The organism is Pseudodesulfovibrio portus, from assembly GCF_026000375.1.
In the GTDB taxonomy this organism is placed as follows: domain Bacteria; phylum Desulfobacterota; class Desulfovibrionia; order Desulfovibrionales; family Desulfovibrionaceae; genus Pseudodesulfovibrio; species Pseudodesulfovibrio portus.
Genome location: NZ_AP026708.1, coordinates 3317078 through 3334396, shown reverse-complemented (window position 1 = coordinate 3334396; position 17319 = coordinate 3317078). Strand labels below are relative to the sequence as shown.

Annotated in this window: 10 protein-coding genes; 7 read left to right on the top strand and 3 right to left on the bottom strand. The window is 60.8% G+C overall.

Going from position 1 to position 17319, the window contains the following annotated elements; all coding sequences use genetic code 11:
- Nucleotides 1–248 precede the first annotated feature (248 nt).
- Nucleotides 249–1874, bottom strand: coding sequence for a glycosyltransferase family 2 protein (locus OO730_RS15925; RefSeq protein WP_264982476.1), 1626 nt, complete (start codon nucleotides 1872–1874; stop codon nucleotides 249–251).
- A gap of 256 nt (nucleotides 1875–2130) precedes the next feature.
- Here OO730_RS15925 and OO730_RS15920 point away from each other — a divergent pair, with 256 nt between their 5' ends.
- The 6 genes from OO730_RS15920 to OO730_RS15895 all read left to right on the top strand — a co-directional run bounded on the left by OO730_RS15920 (nucleotide 2131) and on the right by OO730_RS15895 (nucleotide 9947).
- A complete protein-coding gene (locus OO730_RS15920; protein WP_264982475.1) occupies nucleotides 2131–4290 on the top strand; it encodes a malate synthase G in 2160 nt (719 codons plus the stop codon).
- A 29-nt stretch (nucleotides 4291–4319) separates the two neighbouring features.
- On the top strand, nucleotides 4320–5681 hold the full coding sequence (locus OO730_RS15915; protein ID WP_264982474.1) for an L-serine ammonia-lyase: 1362 nt from the start codon (nucleotides 4320–4322) through the stop codon (nucleotides 5679–5681).
- Nucleotides 5682–5852: 171 nt separating this feature from the next.
- Nucleotides 5853–6581, top strand: coding sequence for an amino acid ABC transporter ATP-binding protein (locus tag OO730_RS15910; protein ID WP_264982473.1), 729 nt, complete (start codon nucleotides 5853–5855; stop codon nucleotides 6579–6581).
- A 78-nt stretch (nucleotides 6582–6659) separates the two neighbouring features.
- Complete coding sequence (locus OO730_RS15905) at nucleotides 6660–7484, top strand: ABC transporter substrate-binding protein (protein WP_264982472.1); 825 nt, start codon at nucleotides 6660–6662, stop codon at nucleotides 7482–7484.
- Nucleotides 7485–7555: 71 nt separating this feature from the next.
- Nucleotides 7556–9319 (top strand): amino acid ABC transporter permease, encoded by a 1764-nt coding sequence (locus OO730_RS15900; protein ID WP_264982471.1) that lies wholly within the window; start codon nucleotides 7556–7558, stop codon nucleotides 9317–9319.
- 235 nt (nucleotides 9320–9554) lie between these two features.
- Nucleotides 9555–9947, top strand: a complete 393-nt coding sequence (locus OO730_RS15895; protein ID WP_264982470.1) for a cytochrome c3 family protein — start codon at nucleotides 9555–9557, stop codon at nucleotides 9945–9947.
- A 96-nt stretch (nucleotides 9948–10043) separates the two neighbouring features.
- On the opposite strand, the gene OO730_RS15890 is transcribed toward OO730_RS15895, so the two are convergent.
- Nucleotides 10044–12215: a RelA/SpoT family protein gene (locus OO730_RS15890; RefSeq protein ID WP_264982469.1), complete on the bottom strand. Its 2172-nt coding sequence runs from the start codon at nucleotides 12213–12215 to the stop codon at nucleotides 10044–10046.
- 11 nt (nucleotides 12216–12226) lie between these two features.
- A complete protein-coding gene (locus tag OO730_RS15885; protein ID WP_264982468.1) occupies nucleotides 12227–13864 on the bottom strand; it encodes a peptide-binding protein in 1638 nt (545 codons plus the stop codon).
- 195 nt (nucleotides 13865–14059) lie between these two features.
- Here OO730_RS15885 and OO730_RS15880 point away from each other — a divergent pair, with 195 nt between their 5' ends.
- Nucleotides 14060–17269 carry a DEAD/DEAH box helicase gene (locus OO730_RS15880; RefSeq protein ID WP_264982467.1) on the top strand — a complete coding sequence of 1070 codons (3210 nt, stop codon included), beginning with the start codon at nucleotides 14060–14062 and terminating at the stop codon, nucleotides 17267–17269.
- Nucleotides 17270–17319: the final 50 nt, after the last annotated feature.

The window sequence follows — 17319 nt, the reverse complement described above, 5'->3', positions numbered from 1 at the left end:
ATCTTTTCCTACCGTCTAGGCCCCGTGGGTAGCCGTGTGTCAACCCTTCTGTCAACAACGACTCTCGAGACGTTTTGTACAATATTGTCAAAAACATACCCCGAAGAATCCAGTTGACCGGGAATGCCGACGATCCATCGGGGTCACACCAACATTTTGTCATAATGTGAAAAAACGAAAGGAATCACTGGTCCGGAGACACGATGCATCGGACTCGAAAAGCGGTGAAAAGCTCGAAGTATTTTTGTTCACCGCTCCTTGCCCAGCAGGCCAATTTCAGTGAGACGATTGCGTCTGGCTGCCAGATCATCTGCAACAATCCCCTCCTGAACACCGACCAGTTGGTCGAGATGGGTGGCGTGGCGTCCGTCCAGCAGGGAACGATGGCTTTCACCGAGAACCTGCGAGGATTGGGACTGGGTCATGAAAGGATTGGCAGGACGCAGGTGGGTGACCGCCACGTCGCCGAGATAGGCGGCGGGTTTGCCGCCCGCCAGCAACCGCAGGTCGGAGTCGAGGTCGTCGAACTGGCTGGGCGAAAAGCCGAGGTCGAACCCCCGATTCCCGGCCAGGGTCTCGACGCGGAAAAGATGGCAGCAGCCGGTCACCGAAGCGCAGTAGCGGCGGTACGCCAGGAAGTCCGGGACCAAACACTCTATGCCGGGTTCATGGATGGCCACCTCGTGGTCCTGGTTCATGGTTTCCCCCCGATCGAGAAGAAAGCCGTCCGCATGCTGGGTCAGACTCGGCGAAACGGCGTCCGCAACCCTGCAGCCCCAGACGCCGGCGTCCGGGAAATCCCTGGTTCCCGCAGCCAAGCCGCACAGCCAATCTCCGGGCACCAGCACGTCATCGTCGAGAAAGGCGATCCACTCGGCGCCGTCCCTGCGGGCCGCGTCCAGCAGCCAGTTGCGGGCAGCAGGCGCGCCCACGTTGACCGGCAGCGCGACCACCTCCATAACGCCGCCGAACCCCTCGCGGGCGGCCTCGGCCACGGCCAGGCTGTCGTCCTCGCTGCCGTTGATGAGAACCCTGACGGAAACGGCGTCCGCCCCGGAAGCAAGGTCGGAGGCGAGCACGCTCTCCAGGGTGCGGCGCAATTCATCGGCCTTGTTGTAGGAATAGATGGAAACCGCACACCGCCCCTCCAGCCTGGCGTCATACGCTGGCGGAAAAACGATGCGGTCCAGGGCGAGCAAGGCGGAGACATGATCGGGGAACACTTTCAAGATGCGGGAAAGGATGGACTTCGCCCCCTCGACATCCCCTGCCCCGGCCCGGGCAAGGGCCAACCGGAAGCCGCCCAGAGGCAGTCCGAACAGGGAGACGAGTTTTTCACAGGCCGGGACAGCCTGTTCGTATTGCTGCCCGGCCAAAAGGATATCGGGCAACAGCGCAGCGGCCAGGTCCGGCGCGGACCGGGAAAGCGATTCCCGGACGAACGACTCGGCCCACTGCCAGCGCGACAGCATGGTCTGGCGCATCAACGCCTGCCGGGCCACGGGCAGCGCCCCAGGCCGGGCGGCCAACGTATCAAACCGGGCCTCCATTTCATCAAAACGCCTATCCGCAAACAACTGCTCGGCGACCATGTCGTTGGCCGTGCCGACAGGGGCAACGGCAGCGGCCAGACGAAGCCCGGCTTCGGTCAACAGCCGCCCGACCAGGGGCGATTTGGCCTTGAGCGCCAGCAATTGCCCCGCCAGAGGGCTATTGAGGGGGAACTCGACAAAGGCCATGCACAACAACCGGATGCCGGTCTCGATCTCGGCCATGGCTTCGGCCCCGGAGGTTTCCGCCCTGGCAAAGGCCTTTTGCGCCGTTGAAAGCAGGTGGTTGTGGCCCAGTGTTCCGAAAGAATAATCGTCTCGCAAATCGTACTCCATTCCCATTTCAGTTCAGCCGAAGGGAACACGGTATAGCGGTCGTCAAAAAATCGCATCAATAAAAGAGTCTTACAATATTCATTCCAAAGCCTTGCCATTCGTTCATGCGTAACCGAAGTGGCGATATCAAAAACACGGTGTTATTTTAAGCGATTAGCTGTTGCAACATTCCCATTCTCAGGGCAATCTGACAGGACTGATTACTGCAGACCATTCAGATATGATTAAAGACCCAGGAGCAGACGTGACCCAGAGAATCAAGGCAGGAAATCTGTCGATCAATAAAGACCTTGCCGAGGCCATCAAAACCATCCTGACCGGGACCGGTCTGGATGAATCCGATTTCTGGGCCGGTGCCGAAAAGGTGCTGGCCGACTTCACGCCCCGCAACCGCGCCCTGCTGGCCGAGCGGGACCGCATCCAGGCGGCCATGGACGAGTGGCACCGCGCCCATCCCGGCCAACCCGCCGATATGCAGGCGTACCACGCCTTCCTGCGCGAGATCGGCTACCTCGTGCCCGAGGGCGACGACTTCACCATCGACGTGGACAACGTGGACCCGGAGATCGCCACCGTGGCCGGACCGCAGCTGGTCGTCCCGGCCACCAACGCCCGGTTCGCCCTGAACGCGGCCAACGCCCGCTGGGGCAGCCTGTACGACGCCCTGTACGGCTCCGACGTCATCGAGAAGGACGCGGTCCCTGCCAGGGGGTACGACCCGGCGCGCGGCAAACAGGTCATGGAATTTTCCGCAGCCCACCTGGATGAGGCCGCGCCCTTGGCCGACGGCTCGCACAAGGACGCCGTGGCCTATGCGGTGGAGGACGGCAAAGCCGTTGCCGTGACCACGGCCGACGGCGCGACCACCCCCCTGGCCGACCCGGCCCAGTTCGCCGGATTCGTCGAGGACGGCGGCCTGAAGAGCCTGCTGCTGGTCAAGAACGGGCTGCACATCGAATTGCAGTTCGACCGCGAGCACCCGGTTGGCAAGGACAACCCGGCGGGCATCAAGGACGTGGTCCTGGAATCCGCCGTGTCCACCATCCTGGACTGCGAGGACTCCGTGGCCGTGGTGGACGGCGAGGACAAGGCCGCCACCTATCTGAACCTGCTCGGTCTGGTCAAAGGCGACCTTGAAGCCAGCTTCTCCAAGGGCGGCGATACCGTCATCCGCACCCTGAACGACGACCGGCGCTACACCGCGCCCGACGGCTCCGAGCTGGTCCTGCCGGGCCGCAGCATCATGCTGGTCCGCACCGTGGGCCACCTGATGACCACCGACGCCATCCTCGACGGCGAAGGCAACGAAATTCCCGAGGGCATCCTCGACACCCTGGCCGCCGGGCTGATCTTCCTGCACGACGTCAAGGGCAACGGCAAATGGCGCAACAGCCGCACCGGCAGCGTCTACATCGTCAAGCCCAAGATGCACGGCCCGGCCGAGGTCGCCTTCACCTGCGACCTGTTCGCCGCAGTGGAGAAACTCCTGGGCATGCCCGCGCGTACCATGAAAGTGGGCATCATGGACGAGGAGCGGCGGACCACCGTCAACCTCAAGGAGTGCATCCGGGCGGCCAAGGACCGGGTCATTTTCATCAACACCGGGTTCCTGGACCGCACCGGCGACGAAATCCACACCGCCATGGAGGCCGGTCCCGTGGTCCGCAAGGAAGCCATCAAGGGCGAACCGTGGATCGCGGCCTACGAGGACTGGAACGTGGACGTGGGCCTGGCCTGCGGTTTCAGCGGCAAGGCGCAGATCGGCAAGGGCATGTGGCCCAAGCCGGACCGCATGAAGGAGATGGTCGACACCAAGGCCGTCCACCCCAAGGCGGGCGCGAACTGCGCCTGGGTGCCCTCGCCCACGGCGGCCACGCTGCACGCCATGCACTACCATCAGGTGAACGTGTTCGAGCGCCAGGCCGTGCTGTCCGGCAAGATGCGCGCCGACCTCGCCACCCTGACCACCCTACCCCTGATGGGCGACGCCCGGCCGTCCGCCGATGACGTGGCCCAGGAGCTGGCGAACAACGCCCAGTCCATCCTCGGCTACGTGGTACGCTGGGTCGACCAGGGCGTGGGCTGCTCCAAGGTGCCGGACTTGAGCGGCGTGGGACTGATGGAGGACAGGGCCACCCTGCGTATCTCCAGCCAGCACCTGGCCAACTGGCTGCGCCACGGCATCTGCACCGAGGACGCCGTCCTCGACACCCTCAAGGCCATGGCCGAGGTGGTGGACGAACAGAACCAGGGGGACCCGGCCTACACGCCCATGGCTCCCTCCTACGACGGTTTCGCTTTCCAGGCCGCCTGCGACCTGATATTCAAGGGGGCCCGGCAACCCAACGGGTACACCGAGCCCATCCTGCACGCCATGCGCCGCAGGGTGAAGGAAGCCGGTTGAATTCCACACCCCCTTTAGGAGAATGAGCCATGCCGCCCATTACCACATCCATATTCGAACTGCTCAAGATCGGCCCCGGCCCGTCCAGTTCCCACACGATCGCCCCCATGAAGGCGGGCCACGACTTCATGGAACTGGCCCGCCGGTTGCCCGAAGCGGACCGGCAAAGGGCCGACGCCCTGGAGATCCGCCTGTTCGGCTCCCTGTCCGCCACGGGCGAGGGGCACGGCACCCGGCGCGCAATCGTGTCCGGCCTGCTCGGCTTCCTGCCCGACACCTGCCGGCCCAATGTGCTGGAGGAGTTCGAGAAAACGGAGCAATCCTTCCAACTCGACCTCGGCGGTCCCACCCTTTCCTATTCGCCCGGCGAAATCATCCTGGACGCGGTCCGGCACGACCACCCGCACTCCAACACCATGATCTTCACCCTCAGGGCCGGGGATGACGTCCTGCTGGCCCGCACCTACTATTCCGTGGGCGGCGGCTTCCTGCGCAGGGAAGACGAAGAGGAGCCCGAACGCGGCCAACCGGCCTTTCCTTACAAGACTATGGCCGAACTGAAGCAGCACCTGCGGCGCAACTCCATGCGGTTGCACGAACTGATCCTGGCCAACGAAACGGCCGTCGTCGGGAGTACCGAGGCGGAAATCAACCAGGGACTCGACCGCATCGTCGAAGTCATGGAACGGGCCGTTGAGCTGGGCATCAAGAGCGCGGGCGTGCTGCCGGGCCCCATAGGCCTGCAGCGCAAGGCGGCCATCATGTACAACCGCGCCAAGGAAGAACAGTACCAGGGCACCGGATTCCTCAAGGCGATCAACGCCTACGCCCTGGCGGCCTCCGAAGAAAATGCGGCGGGGCATTGCGTCGTCACGGCCCCCACATGCGGAGCCGCGGGCGTGATTCCGGCCATAGTATTCATGCTCAAGCGCCACATGGGCGTTCCCCAGGACGAAATCCGCGAAGGACTCCTGGCTGCCTGCGCCATCGGCTTCCTGTGCAAGCACAACGCCTCCATCTCCGGGGCTGAAGTCGGCTGCCAGGGCGAGGTGGGCGTGGCCTCGGCCATGGCCGCCGCCCTGCTCGCCTATGCTCGAGGATACCGCTTTCAGGTGACTGAAAATGCTGCTGAAATCGCCATGGAGCACCATTTGGGCCTGACCTGCGACCCGGTGGGCGGCTACGTCCAGATACCGTGCATCGAACGCAACGCCATGGGTGCGGTCAAGGCGTACAACGCCTACCTCATCGCCTCCACCCTGGACGAGTCCTACCAGAAGGTCGACCTGGACAAGGCCATCGAAGCCATGGCCCAGACCGGCCGGGACATGTCGCGCAAGTACAAGGAGACGTCGCTCGGGGGGCTGGCGCAATCCATGACGGAATGTTAGGTTTGAAGAACTGCAAAAACCTTAAAAAACAATACATTCTTTACGGAGCATTTGATCGAGAATAATATTCTGCATGCCTGACCGGATTCCGGATTATGATTGCTTAAGCGTTCCGTTTCTGTTAGGAAGCGTCCTGGTTTTTCGCCCATTTTCTATTTCGGAGATTCAACAGTGATTTCTTTCAAAGGCGTCAACAAATGGTATGGGGACTTCCAGGTCCTCAAGAACATCAATCTCGACATCGCCAAGGGTGAGGTCGTGGTCGTGTGCGGCCCTTCGGGCTCCGGCAAATCCACCATGATTCGGTGTATCAACCGGCTGGAACCCATTCAGGAAGGCGACATCTCGGTGGACGACATGAACGTTTCCGACCCGCGCACCAACATGACCCTGTTGCGCGCCGAAGTCGGTTTCGTGTTTCAGCAGTTCAACCTCTATCCGCACATGACGGTCATGGAAAACATCACCCTGGCCCCCACGCTGGTGCGCGGCATGAGCCGGGGCGACGCCACGGCCATCGGCATGGACCTGCTCAAGAAGGTGGACATCCCGGACAAGGCGGGAGCCTACCCGTCCCAGCTCTCCGGCGGCCAGCAGCAGCGAGTGGCCATCGCCCGTGGACTGGCCATGCAGCCGAAGATCATGCTTTTCGACGAACCGACCAGCGCGCTGGACCCGGAAATGATCAACGAAGTGCTCGACGTCATGAAATCCCTGGCCCGCGAGGGAATGACCATGATCTGCGTCACCCACGAGATGGGCTTTGCCCGCGAAGTGGCGGACCGGGTCATCTTCATGGACGACGGTTATCTCGTTGAAGAGAACACGCCCGAGGAGTTCTTCAACAATCCGCAATCGGATCGAACCAAGGACTTCCTGAGCAAGATTCTCAGCCACTAAAGGAATTTCGCCCTTGACGGACATGGTGTCCGCCAGGGGCTTTTTCTTGGATGAACTCAACCATATCAGGAGAGGTAAATGAGAGTTCTTAAAATCACCGCCATGGCCGCACTGCTGCTCATGGCCGCTTCCGTTGCCTTCGCAGGTCCCACCTACGATCGCGTCATGTCCACCAAGGTCCTCAAGGCCGGTATCTCCAACCAGGGTATCCCCTTCGGCTTCATCAACGACAAGAACGAGTGGGTCGGCTTCGACGTCGACATGGCCACCGAGATCGCCAAGCGCCTGGGCGCCAACCTGGAAAAGGTCGTCGTCAACAACAACACCCGCATCTCCTTTGTCCAGACCAACCCGCCCAAGGTCGACATGGTCCTGTCCAACATGACCCACAAGCGCGTGCGCGACGAAAAGATCGACTTCTCCATCACCTACTTCTTCGACGGCCAGAAGTTCCTGGCCAAGAAGGGCGCCGTCAAGAACGTGGCCGACCTGGCCAACATGAAGGTCGGCTCCATGCAGGGCACCACCTCCATCGTCAACGCCACCGAATACCTGAAGAGCCTCGGCAACGCCGCTCCCAAGGTCACCGGCTACGACGGTGAAGTCGCCATGTTCGAGGCCCTGCGCTCCGGTCGCGTCCAGGCCATCACCACCGACTCCACCATCCTGCTCGGCTACGCCGCCAAGGTCCCCGGCCAGTTCGAACTGGTCGGCGAGTTCATCTCCGACGAGCCTTACGGCATCGGCCTGCCCCAGGACGACTCCGCATGGCGCGACGCCATCAACTTCACCGTCCAGGACATGTGGAAAGACGGCACGTACATGACCATCTACAACAAGTGGTTCGGTCCTGATTCCGCCTACCCGTTCCCCATGACCTCCAAGATCGAGATGTGGCCGTAGGCCCCATTTCACGAGTATGAAACAGGTCCCGGGGCTTGATGTCCCGGGGCCTTCTTCCGTAAAAGAGCACGATGTTTAAACGGCATTTCCAAAATCCCTGGGTCCAGAACCTCACCCTGCTGACATTGGTCGGCCTGGTGGTCTACTATTTCACCTTTGCCTTCGAATTCAAATATGATTTCGACTGGGCCGTCTTCTTCGTGGAAGGACAATACGGCCACATGGGCCACCTCATGGTCACCGGGCTGAACACCACCCTGACCATCACCTTCTACTCCGCGATCATCGCCCTGGTCATGGGCACCATCTTCGGCCTGGCCCGGTTGTCGAATTTCAAGCCGGTATACTGGTTCGCCACCTGCTATGTGGAGTTGTTCCGCAACACCCCGCTGCTCATCCAGCTCTTTTTCTGGAACTTCGCCCTGCCCTACGCCTTTCCCGAAGAAATCCGCTTCTGGCTCTTCGACCACAATTTCGAATTCTGGTGTGCAGTGGTGGGCTGCGGCGTGTTCACGGGCGCGTTCATGGCCGAGATCATCCGTGCGGGCATCCAGTCCATCCCCAAGGGACTGCTTGAGGCGTCCTACTCCTCGGGCCTGACCTTCCCCCAGACCCTGCGCAAGATCGTCCTGCCCCTGGCCTTCCGCGAGATCATCCCGCCGCTGGGCAGCGAGTTCCTGAACAACATGAAGAACACCTCGCTGGCCATGACCATCGGCGTGACCGAGCTGTTCTGGTCCATGCAGGAAGTGCTGTCCCTGACCTACCGCACGTTTGAATCCTTCATCGTGGCCACGGCCATCTACCTGCTGCTCTCCCTGATCATCGCCGCGTTCATGAACATCGTGAACGAGAAGCTCAAGATCATGCCGCAGGACAAGAAGACCATGCTGCGCGGTCTCGCCGACGTGCTCTTCAAGCCCTTCGGCATCATCGGCAGGGGACTGGAGTACGTGCTCTGGTACTTCCGCCGTTCCCCGGAAAAGAAGACGGTCTCCCCGATCACCCGCATGTGCCACACCCTGACCTGCTGGACCGTCAAGGGGGGCAAGGCGCTTTTTCTGGTCGCCCTGGCCTACGTGCTCTACATGCTCGGCGTGGCGCTCTTCCACTTCAACTACGAGATCATCTGGGCCAACCTGCCCGCCCTGCTCATCTGGCGCTTCCCCGGCGGCGACTCCACGGAGTTCTTCATGGGGCTGGGCGGCCTGTCCGGCTCCCTGCTCATGGCCCTCATCTCCATCACGGGCAGCTTCTTCATCGGCCTGATCATCGGCATGGGCCGTACGGCCAAAAGCCATGTCCTGCGCATTCCCTGCACCCTGTATATCGAGCTGGTCCGCGGCGTCCCCCTCATCCTGGTCATTCTCTGGTTCTATCAGGTCGTCCTGCAGTTCGTGTTCAAGCTCGAAATCCACGCCTTCTGGGCGGGCACCATCGCCCTGACCTTCTTCTTCGGCGCGTACATCGCCGAGACCGTGCGCGGCGGCATCGAGAACATCCCGCCCGGACAGGTTGAGGCGGCCAAGGCTTCCGGCCTGACCTACTTCCAGACCATGCGCAAGATCATCCTGCCCCAGGCCCTCAAGCAGATGCTCCCGGCCCTGGTCGGCATGTTCATCGCGGCCTTCAAGGACACCGCCCTGGTCTACATCATCGGCGTGATGGACCTGACCCGCGCCGCATACGCCATCAACAACAGGGTCATGATCTACCCGTTCGAGATCTACACCACGGTCATCGTGCTCTACTTCATCTTCAGCTACGTCATGAGCCTGTACGCCAAACGGCTGGAACGCAAACTCAGCCCGGAACAGGTCCGCATCGAGATGTAGCCCGCCCACGCCTGATCGGCGGACTCCGGTCACGACGTTATAAAAATTCCCCCTCCCCTTTGCGGGAGGGGTTTTTTTTCACGAATTTCTGCTATGGTGCGTGCACCGGTGCGCAAAAACCGTACATACGATTTTGCGCTGTTGGAATTTAATTAATCATTTCAGCCTGAAAATCATGGCATGCACCTTGCCTGATACGGGTTGAAACCATTGCACAACAATTGCTGGAGGTATCATGCAACGCTTCATCCTTTCCATCCTGGCCCTTTGCGCCCTGGTCCTGACGGTCAGTATGGCCACCGCCGCCACCGAAGCGCCTGCCGAGCTGAAGCTCGAAGCGCCTGCGGGGATCAAGGCCACCAAGAATCCGGTTACTTTCCCCCATGCCAAGCACGATGCGGCAGGGGTCGAGTGTGCCACCTGCCACCACACCTGGGACAGCAAGAGTGACGTTCAGTCCTGTTCCACCGCAGGCTGTCACGACCAGCCCGGCAAGAAGGGCGAAACCGCCTACTACTCCGCCTTCCACGCCAAGAATGCCGACAACAGCTGTCTCGGCTGCCACAAGATCATGAAGAAGGAAGGCAAGGTGGTCCCGGTCTCCTGCAAGGACTGCCACCCCAAGTAGTACGACCCGATCTTCCAATGAAAAAGGCCCGCACATGCGGGCCTTTTTCATTGGAAGATCACTCACCGGGACGATCACCCGGATGGCGGTGTCAGGTTACGAAACCCGCAGGGCTTCCTGGACGGCCTTGAGCTTCTTGACCTCGGCCAGCGCGGAATAGAGTTGATTCAGGTCCTTGACCTCAACGGTGAAGGCCAGGGTGGAAGTACCGTCCACCTTTGACTCGAAGCTGCCGGAGTCGATGTTGACCTCCTGCTCGGCCAGCATGGTGCATATCTTGCCGAGCATGCCGGGCTTGTTCAGGCACTTGACCTTGATCTTGGCGGGGTACGGCTTCTCTTCGACACCTTCCCAGGTCACCTGCAGCAGCCGCTCGTCCTCGAAGCTCTTGACGTTGTGGCAGTCGATGCGGTGCACGGTCACGCCGCGCCCGCGGGTGATGTAGCCCACGATCGGTTCGCCGGGCAGGGGGTTGCAGCAGCTCGCGAACCGGACCAGGACGTTGTCCACGCCGGAAATACTCAACCCGTCGCCCTTGGGCTTCTTTTTCTCTTCGACCGTCTCGCTGCCCCGGCTCCGGACCTTGCGCTCGTCCATGGGCTCGCCGTGGGTGATGGCATACAGCCGCTTGAGCACCTTGCGCGGGGTGAACCGGGAAAATCCGACCTGTGTCAGAAGGTCGTCCACGCTGCCGCAGTTGAATTCGCCCGCCAGCTTGAGGAATTCACCCTCCTTCATGGCCTTCTGGACATTGATGCCGATCCGGCGCCCCTCCTTTTCCAGGAGTTCCCTGGCCAGGGCGATGGCCCGCTCCTTTTCCACCGTGCGGATGTACTGCTTGATGCGGGTCCGGGCCTTGGCCGTCTTGACGAATTTGAGCCAGTCGCGACTGGGGACACGGTTCTTGTCCGTGATGATCTCCACGGAATCGCCGTTCTTGAGCGGCGTGTGCAGGGGTACGATGCGACCGTTGACCTTGGCGCCGGCACACTTGTCGCCCACCTCGGAGTGGATGGCATAGGCAAAGTCCACGGGCGTGGCCCCGTCGGGCAGTTCCTTGATGTCGCCGTTGGGCGTGAACACGTAGACTTCTTCCTGGAACATCTCCAGGCGCAGGGAGGACATGAACTCGCGCGGGTCGGACAGTTCGCGCTGCCAATCCATGATCTGCTTGAGCCAGGTGTACCGCTCGGCGTCGCGCCTGCCGGCGGTCTTGCCCTTCTTCGCCCCCTTGCCCACTTCCTTGTACTGCCAGTGGGCGGCCACGCCGTATTCGGCGATCTGGTTCATCTCCTCGGTGCGGATCTGGAACTCGATGCGCTCGCCGTCCGGCCCGATGACCGTGGAGTGGAGCGACTGGTACATGTTCGCCTTGGGAATGGAAATATAGTCCTTGAACCGGCCGGGAACGGGCCTCCAGGCCGCGTGGATGAGACCCAGTACGGCGTAGCAGTCCTTGAGCGACTTCAGGATGATGCGGAAGGCGATGAGGTCGTAGATTTCGTCGAAGGTCAGCCCCTGCTGCTCCATCTTCACATGGATGGAATGCAGATGCTTGGTGCGGCCGTAGACGACGCCCGAAATCTTGTTCTTCTTGAGCATGTCCTCGATCACGCCCACGACCTTCTCGATGTAGGGCTCGCCTGCGGCCCGGTGCTCCGAGACGGCATCGGTGAGCTGGCCGAACACGTCCGGCTTCAGGTAGCGGAGACAGAGGTCCTCCAACTCAGTCTTGACCCGGTGCAGGCCGAGCCGGTTGGCCAGCGGCGCGTAGATGTCCTGCGTTTCCTGGGCGATGAGCCGCTGCTTGACAGGCTTCATGTGCTCCAGGGTGCGCATGTTGTGCAGCCGGTCGGCCAGCTTGACCATGAGCACGCGGATATCCTCGGCCATGGCCAGGATGAGCTTGCGGATGTTCTCCGCCTGCTGCACCGCCCTGGACTCGAAGTCCATCTTGCTGATCTTGGTCACGCCGTCCACGATGTCGGCCACGTCGGAACCGAACAGGTCCTCGATCTCGTCCACCGTGGTGTCGGTGTCCTCCACCGTGTCGTGCAGCAACCCTGCGGCCACCGTGGCCTCGTCCAGCTGCATGTCGGCCAGGAGATTGGCCACGTTCATGGGGTGGGAAATATAGGGCTCGCCCGACCGGCGGACCACGCCGTCGTGGGCCTGGGCGGAAAAGACGTACGCCCGCTGGATCAGGTCCAGGTCGGGGTTGTCGATGTATGACGCCACCTTGTCGGTGATCTCGTTGATGCGAATCATGTATGGGTGCCTTACTGCCGTATCTGCAGGGTGCGCGGAATCCACCAGCGTTCCGAATTATACGATATGCCGGCTGGGGCCGCTTTTATATTTTGTATCCTGGCCTGGACGATGGGCAGGGCCATCGGCACGTAGAGGAAGCAGTACGGCACGTCGTCGTGCAGAATCTGCTGGACCTTGTCGTAGAGGGGCTTGCGCTCCTCCTGCCGCACCAGATGCCTGGCCCGCGTCAACAATTCATCCAGCTCCGGGTTGATGTACCGGGTGAAATTCAACCCGCCTTCAACCGCCATGGACGAATGCCAGACATTATAGATATCAGGGTCTTGTAAAATATTCCATCCCAAAATAAGGGCGTCAAACCGGCCCTTGTCCACGAACTCCTTGATAAAAGCCGCCCACTCCACGGTGCGAAGGTCCACCTTGATGCCGACGGCCTTGAGGCGTTCCTGGATGATGACCCCGGTCTTGATGCGCTGGGAGTTTCCCTGGTTGGTGATGATGGAGAAAAAGAACGGCTTGCCGTCCTTGTCCAGCCATCCGTCGCCGTCCGTATCCGTCCACCCCGCCTCGGCCAGAAGCCGCCGGGACTTGTCGGGATCGTAGGGACGCGGCTTGATGGTGTCGTTGTACTGCCAGGTGCCGGGCTTGTAGGGCCCGTTGGCCGCCTCGCCCAGACCATAGAGTACGCCCTTGACGATCTCCCGCCGGTCGATGGCGTAATCGATGGCCTGGCGCACCCGGAGGTCCTTGAAAAACGGGTGCTTGAAGTTGAACCCGAGAAACGTGTAGCCAAAGGAGAGAGACTTGAACTTGTTGAAGCTGCCGTCCCACCCGGGCCCGTCGGTCTGGTACAGGTATTGGAGCGGGTCGAGCCCCATGGAGTCCACATTGCCCGCCTTGAGTTCCAGGAACTGCGTGGCCATATCCGGAATCATCCGATAGATGATCCGGTCGATATAGGGCCTGCCCTCGAAGTAATCGGGGTTGGCCTCCAGGATTATCTGGCTCCCGGTCACCCATTCGCTGAGCTTGTACGGCCCTGCGCCGAGAGGTTGGCGGCTGTATTTCGTGTTCAGCAGATCCTCGTTCTCCAGGGCATGCTTGGGCAGGATGTCCATGGCCCAGGTAACCAGCGCCTTGGCGAACGGCTGGTCGTACACGACTTCGAAGGTGTATTTCCCGGTCAGCCGGAACTCCTTGACCAGCTTGAAGTTGCCGGCATAGGCCGTGGGCGTCTTGGGGTCGATCATGAGCCTGTACGTAAACTCCACGTCCTCGGCAGTCAGGGGGACGCCGTCGAACCAGCGAATGTCCTCCCGGACCTTGAACCTGAGGAGCTTGCCGCCGTCAAGGACTTCAAAGGACTCGGCGGCGTAGGGCACGAGATTGATGTCCTTGTCGTACTTGAGCAGACTGACGTATATCTGGGAAGCCACTTCATGGGACGCACTGTCCGAGGAAAGCATGGCGATGAGATTGCTCGGCTCGCCCAGCATGGGTTCCACCCGGGAACCTCCATATTCCGGCGCAGCGGGAACGTCGGCGGGCGTGACCGGAGGCACGGGCGTGGCAGGTCCTCCGGAATCGGAACACCCGGCGAGCGCTATCAGCAAAAGCGTAACGATGAACAGAAGAGTGCGTCTCATTTTTCCTTGCAAAACTAGCTCTGTTGGACCATAGAATGATACGAGCATGAACCGCCTTCATCACTATGAACCAACGGGTCCAAAAAGCCAAGAGCGGTGCCGCTGATATAATATGTATATACGACTTGCCCATTGTCTCAGTTATATGTAAATAGTTCAGTCCATTTGGCGTAATCCGAATTTACGAGCCCACGAATGAGCAACGCGGAAGAACAGGTAGTCAAATCCATATTGCAGGATTTCATAGGCGACTCCATCCCCGACTATATTCTGGAGATGGCCCAGGGAATTGTTGCGGAAAATGGAGTCACCAAGCTCGACCTCAAGAAGCGTGACCAGTACTGGGATATCGACGGCCAGGTGGCCGGCGACGACTTCCAGAACTACACCTCGGAAATCGGCCTGAACCTGGCTGAAAAGACCATCAACTACTACTGCAACTGCCCGGATTCCTTTTCCGGCGTCTGTCGCCACGTGGCAGCCACCGCCGTGAAGCTGAAGAAGTCCCTGGAGACCGAATCCGGGGAGGAGATGCCCGCACCGCGCACGGACTGGCGTCAGACCTTCAGACCCTTTTTCGCCACCGAACTGGAGCCCGAGGCGGGCCGCCACTATATCATCTACCGCATCTACCCGGAGCTGGGACGACTGCAGGTGGCCTTCTTCCGCGCCCGCCAGAACAAATCCGGCATCTCCCAGGTTCAGAACGAGGTGACCCTGGCCCAGATCGTGGAAAATCCCGACTGGTGCGACACCTCCCCGGCCCTGCCCGGCGTGGCCGAGCAAATCGGCCACTACCTCGACTACTGGGGACACAAGGTGGAGATTCCGGCGGGTCTGCACTCCTGGTTCTTCCGTGCGGTCAAGAACGAGTACTACCTCTACCTGCGCGAATCCGACAAGCCCGTGACCATCGAGTCCAAGCCCATGCAGCTCAAGCTCTCCCCGCACCTGAACGAGGATGGGCTGAACTTCGAGATACTGCTGGCCCGCGAGGACAAGATGCCCTTCCCCATCACCGATGAGGAGGAAATATATTTCTACGGACGCCTGCCGTTGTGGGTGTATTACAAGAACTCGTTCTACCCGGTGCAGACCGGCCTGGAGCCCAAGCTGGTCCAGTCCATGGTCGAGCAGAAACCCATCGTGCCGCACGCCGACGTGTCCGAGTTCCTGGACCGCGTCTGGACCCAGATTCCCATCAGCGACCTCTACGGGCAGGAGGACTTCCTGGAGCGGGTCGGCCCCATTTTCCAGCAGGCCGACTACGATCCCAAGCTCTACCTGGATGAGGAAGGCTCCCTGCTGGTCCTCAAAATCCAGAACATCTACACCAACGAGCACGGCGAGCACCTCATGGCCGGCCCCAACCCGGACCTGCAGACGGGCTCCTACCACGAGGCAGGCAAATCCTACCTCATCCGGCGCGCCCAGGACGAGGAGGCACAGCTCTTCGCCGAGCTGCAGGACATGAATTTCCAGCCCAGGAACAACCACATCTGGTTCATGGAGCAGGAGGAGGCCATCAACTTCCTGCTCGATCACTACCCCCAGCTGGTTGAGGCCTACCGCGTATTCGGCGAGCAGAACCTGACCCGCTACAAGGTGCGCACCACCCAGCCCGTGGTGGTGGCCGAGGTGGAAACCGACGAGGAAGAAAAGTGGTTCAACCTCGAACTGTCGGTGGAATACGACGATCAGAGAGTGCCCATCGAGGTTATTTGGGAGGCGTGGACCAAGGGCAAGCGGTATGTCCAGCTCAAGGACGGCTCCTACACTTCCCTGCCTGAATCCTGGCTCAACAAGCTGGGCCACAAGCTCAAGGCCCTGGGCTTTGACCCGGAAAAGGCGCCCAAGCAGCAGTTCAATCAGTTCGAAGCGCCGGTCCTTGAAAAGATCCTGGACGACCTGCCCCAGGCCCAGACCGACGAATTTTTCGTCAAGCTCAAAGAGAAGATCAACAATTTCGACCAGATCAAGATAATCGAACAGCCCAAGAGCCTGCAGGCCACGCTGCGCCCGTATCAGGTCCAGGGCTTGAGCTACCTCAACTTCCTGCGCGAATACGGATTCGGCGGCATCCTGGCAGACGAAATGGGCCTGGGAAAAACCATCCAGACCCTGTCCTACATCCAGTCCCTGGTGGACAAGGGCATCACCGGGCCGAACCTGATCATCGTGCCCACGTCCGTCCTGCCCAACTGGGAGCGGGAGGCGCAGAAGTTCGTCCCCAACCTGAAACGGCTGACCATCTACGGAGCCAAGCGCGAAGGGCTGTTCCAGCACATCTCCGACTCCCACCTGATCATCACCACCTATGCCCTGCTCAGGCGCGACCTGGACGAGCTGCTCAAGTACGAATACGCCTCGGTCATTCTCGACGAGGCCCAGAATATCAAGAACCCCAACACGATCACGGCCCGCTCCGTACGCAAGCTCGAGGCCGGACTGCGGGTCTGCCTGTCGGGCACGCCCATCGAGAACAACCTGTTCGAGTTGTGGTCCCTGTTCGAATTTCTCATGCCCGGCTTCCTGGGTTCGCAGCATTCCTTCCAGCGCGGCATCGTCAAGCCCATCAAGGACGGCGACGAGGAGACGCTCGACTACCTGCGCACCAGGGTCAAGCCGTTCATCCTGCGGCGCACCAAGTCCGAGGTGGCCAAGGACCTGCCGCCCAAGATCGAGACCACCCACTACTGCGAGTTGGTGGACGAACAGCGCGAGCTCTACAACGCCCTGGCCATGAAGCTCAAGGACCAGGTCCTCAGGGACGTGGACGAAAAGGGCATGGCCAAGAGCCAGATGTCCATTCTGGACGCCCTGCTCAAACTCCGCCAACTCTGCTGCCACCCGCGGCTGCTCAAACTCGACATGCCCGGCGTGTCCACCAACCTGCCCTCCGGCAAATTCGATGCCTTCAAGGACCTCGTCACGGACATCATCGAGGGCGGCCACAAGGTGCTGGTCTTCTCCCAGTTCGTGCAGATGCTTCACGTCATCCGCAACTGGCTGACCATCCGGGAAATCCCGTTCGCCTACCTGGACGGCTCGTCCAAGGACCGCTTCGAGCAGGTGGACAAGTTCAACGACAACGAAGACATCCCCATCTTCCTCATCTCGCTCAAGGCGGGCGGCACGGGCCTGAACCTGACCTCGGCGGACTACGTCATCCACTACGACCCGTGGTGGAACCCTGCCGTGGAAAACCAGGCAACCGACCGCACCCACCGCATCGGCCAGAAGCGCCAGGTCTTCGCGTACAAGATGATCTGCCAGAACACGGTGGAGGAGCGCATCCTCAAGCTGCAGGAACAGAAAAAGGACGTGGCCGAAGCGATCATCCCCGGCCAGTCCGCGCTCAAGAGCCTGACCAGGGACGACCTGGAAATGCTGTTTGAAATCTAATTAAATAGTAAATACTACTAGTTACAGCCGACCTCGCTCCTGATATCCCG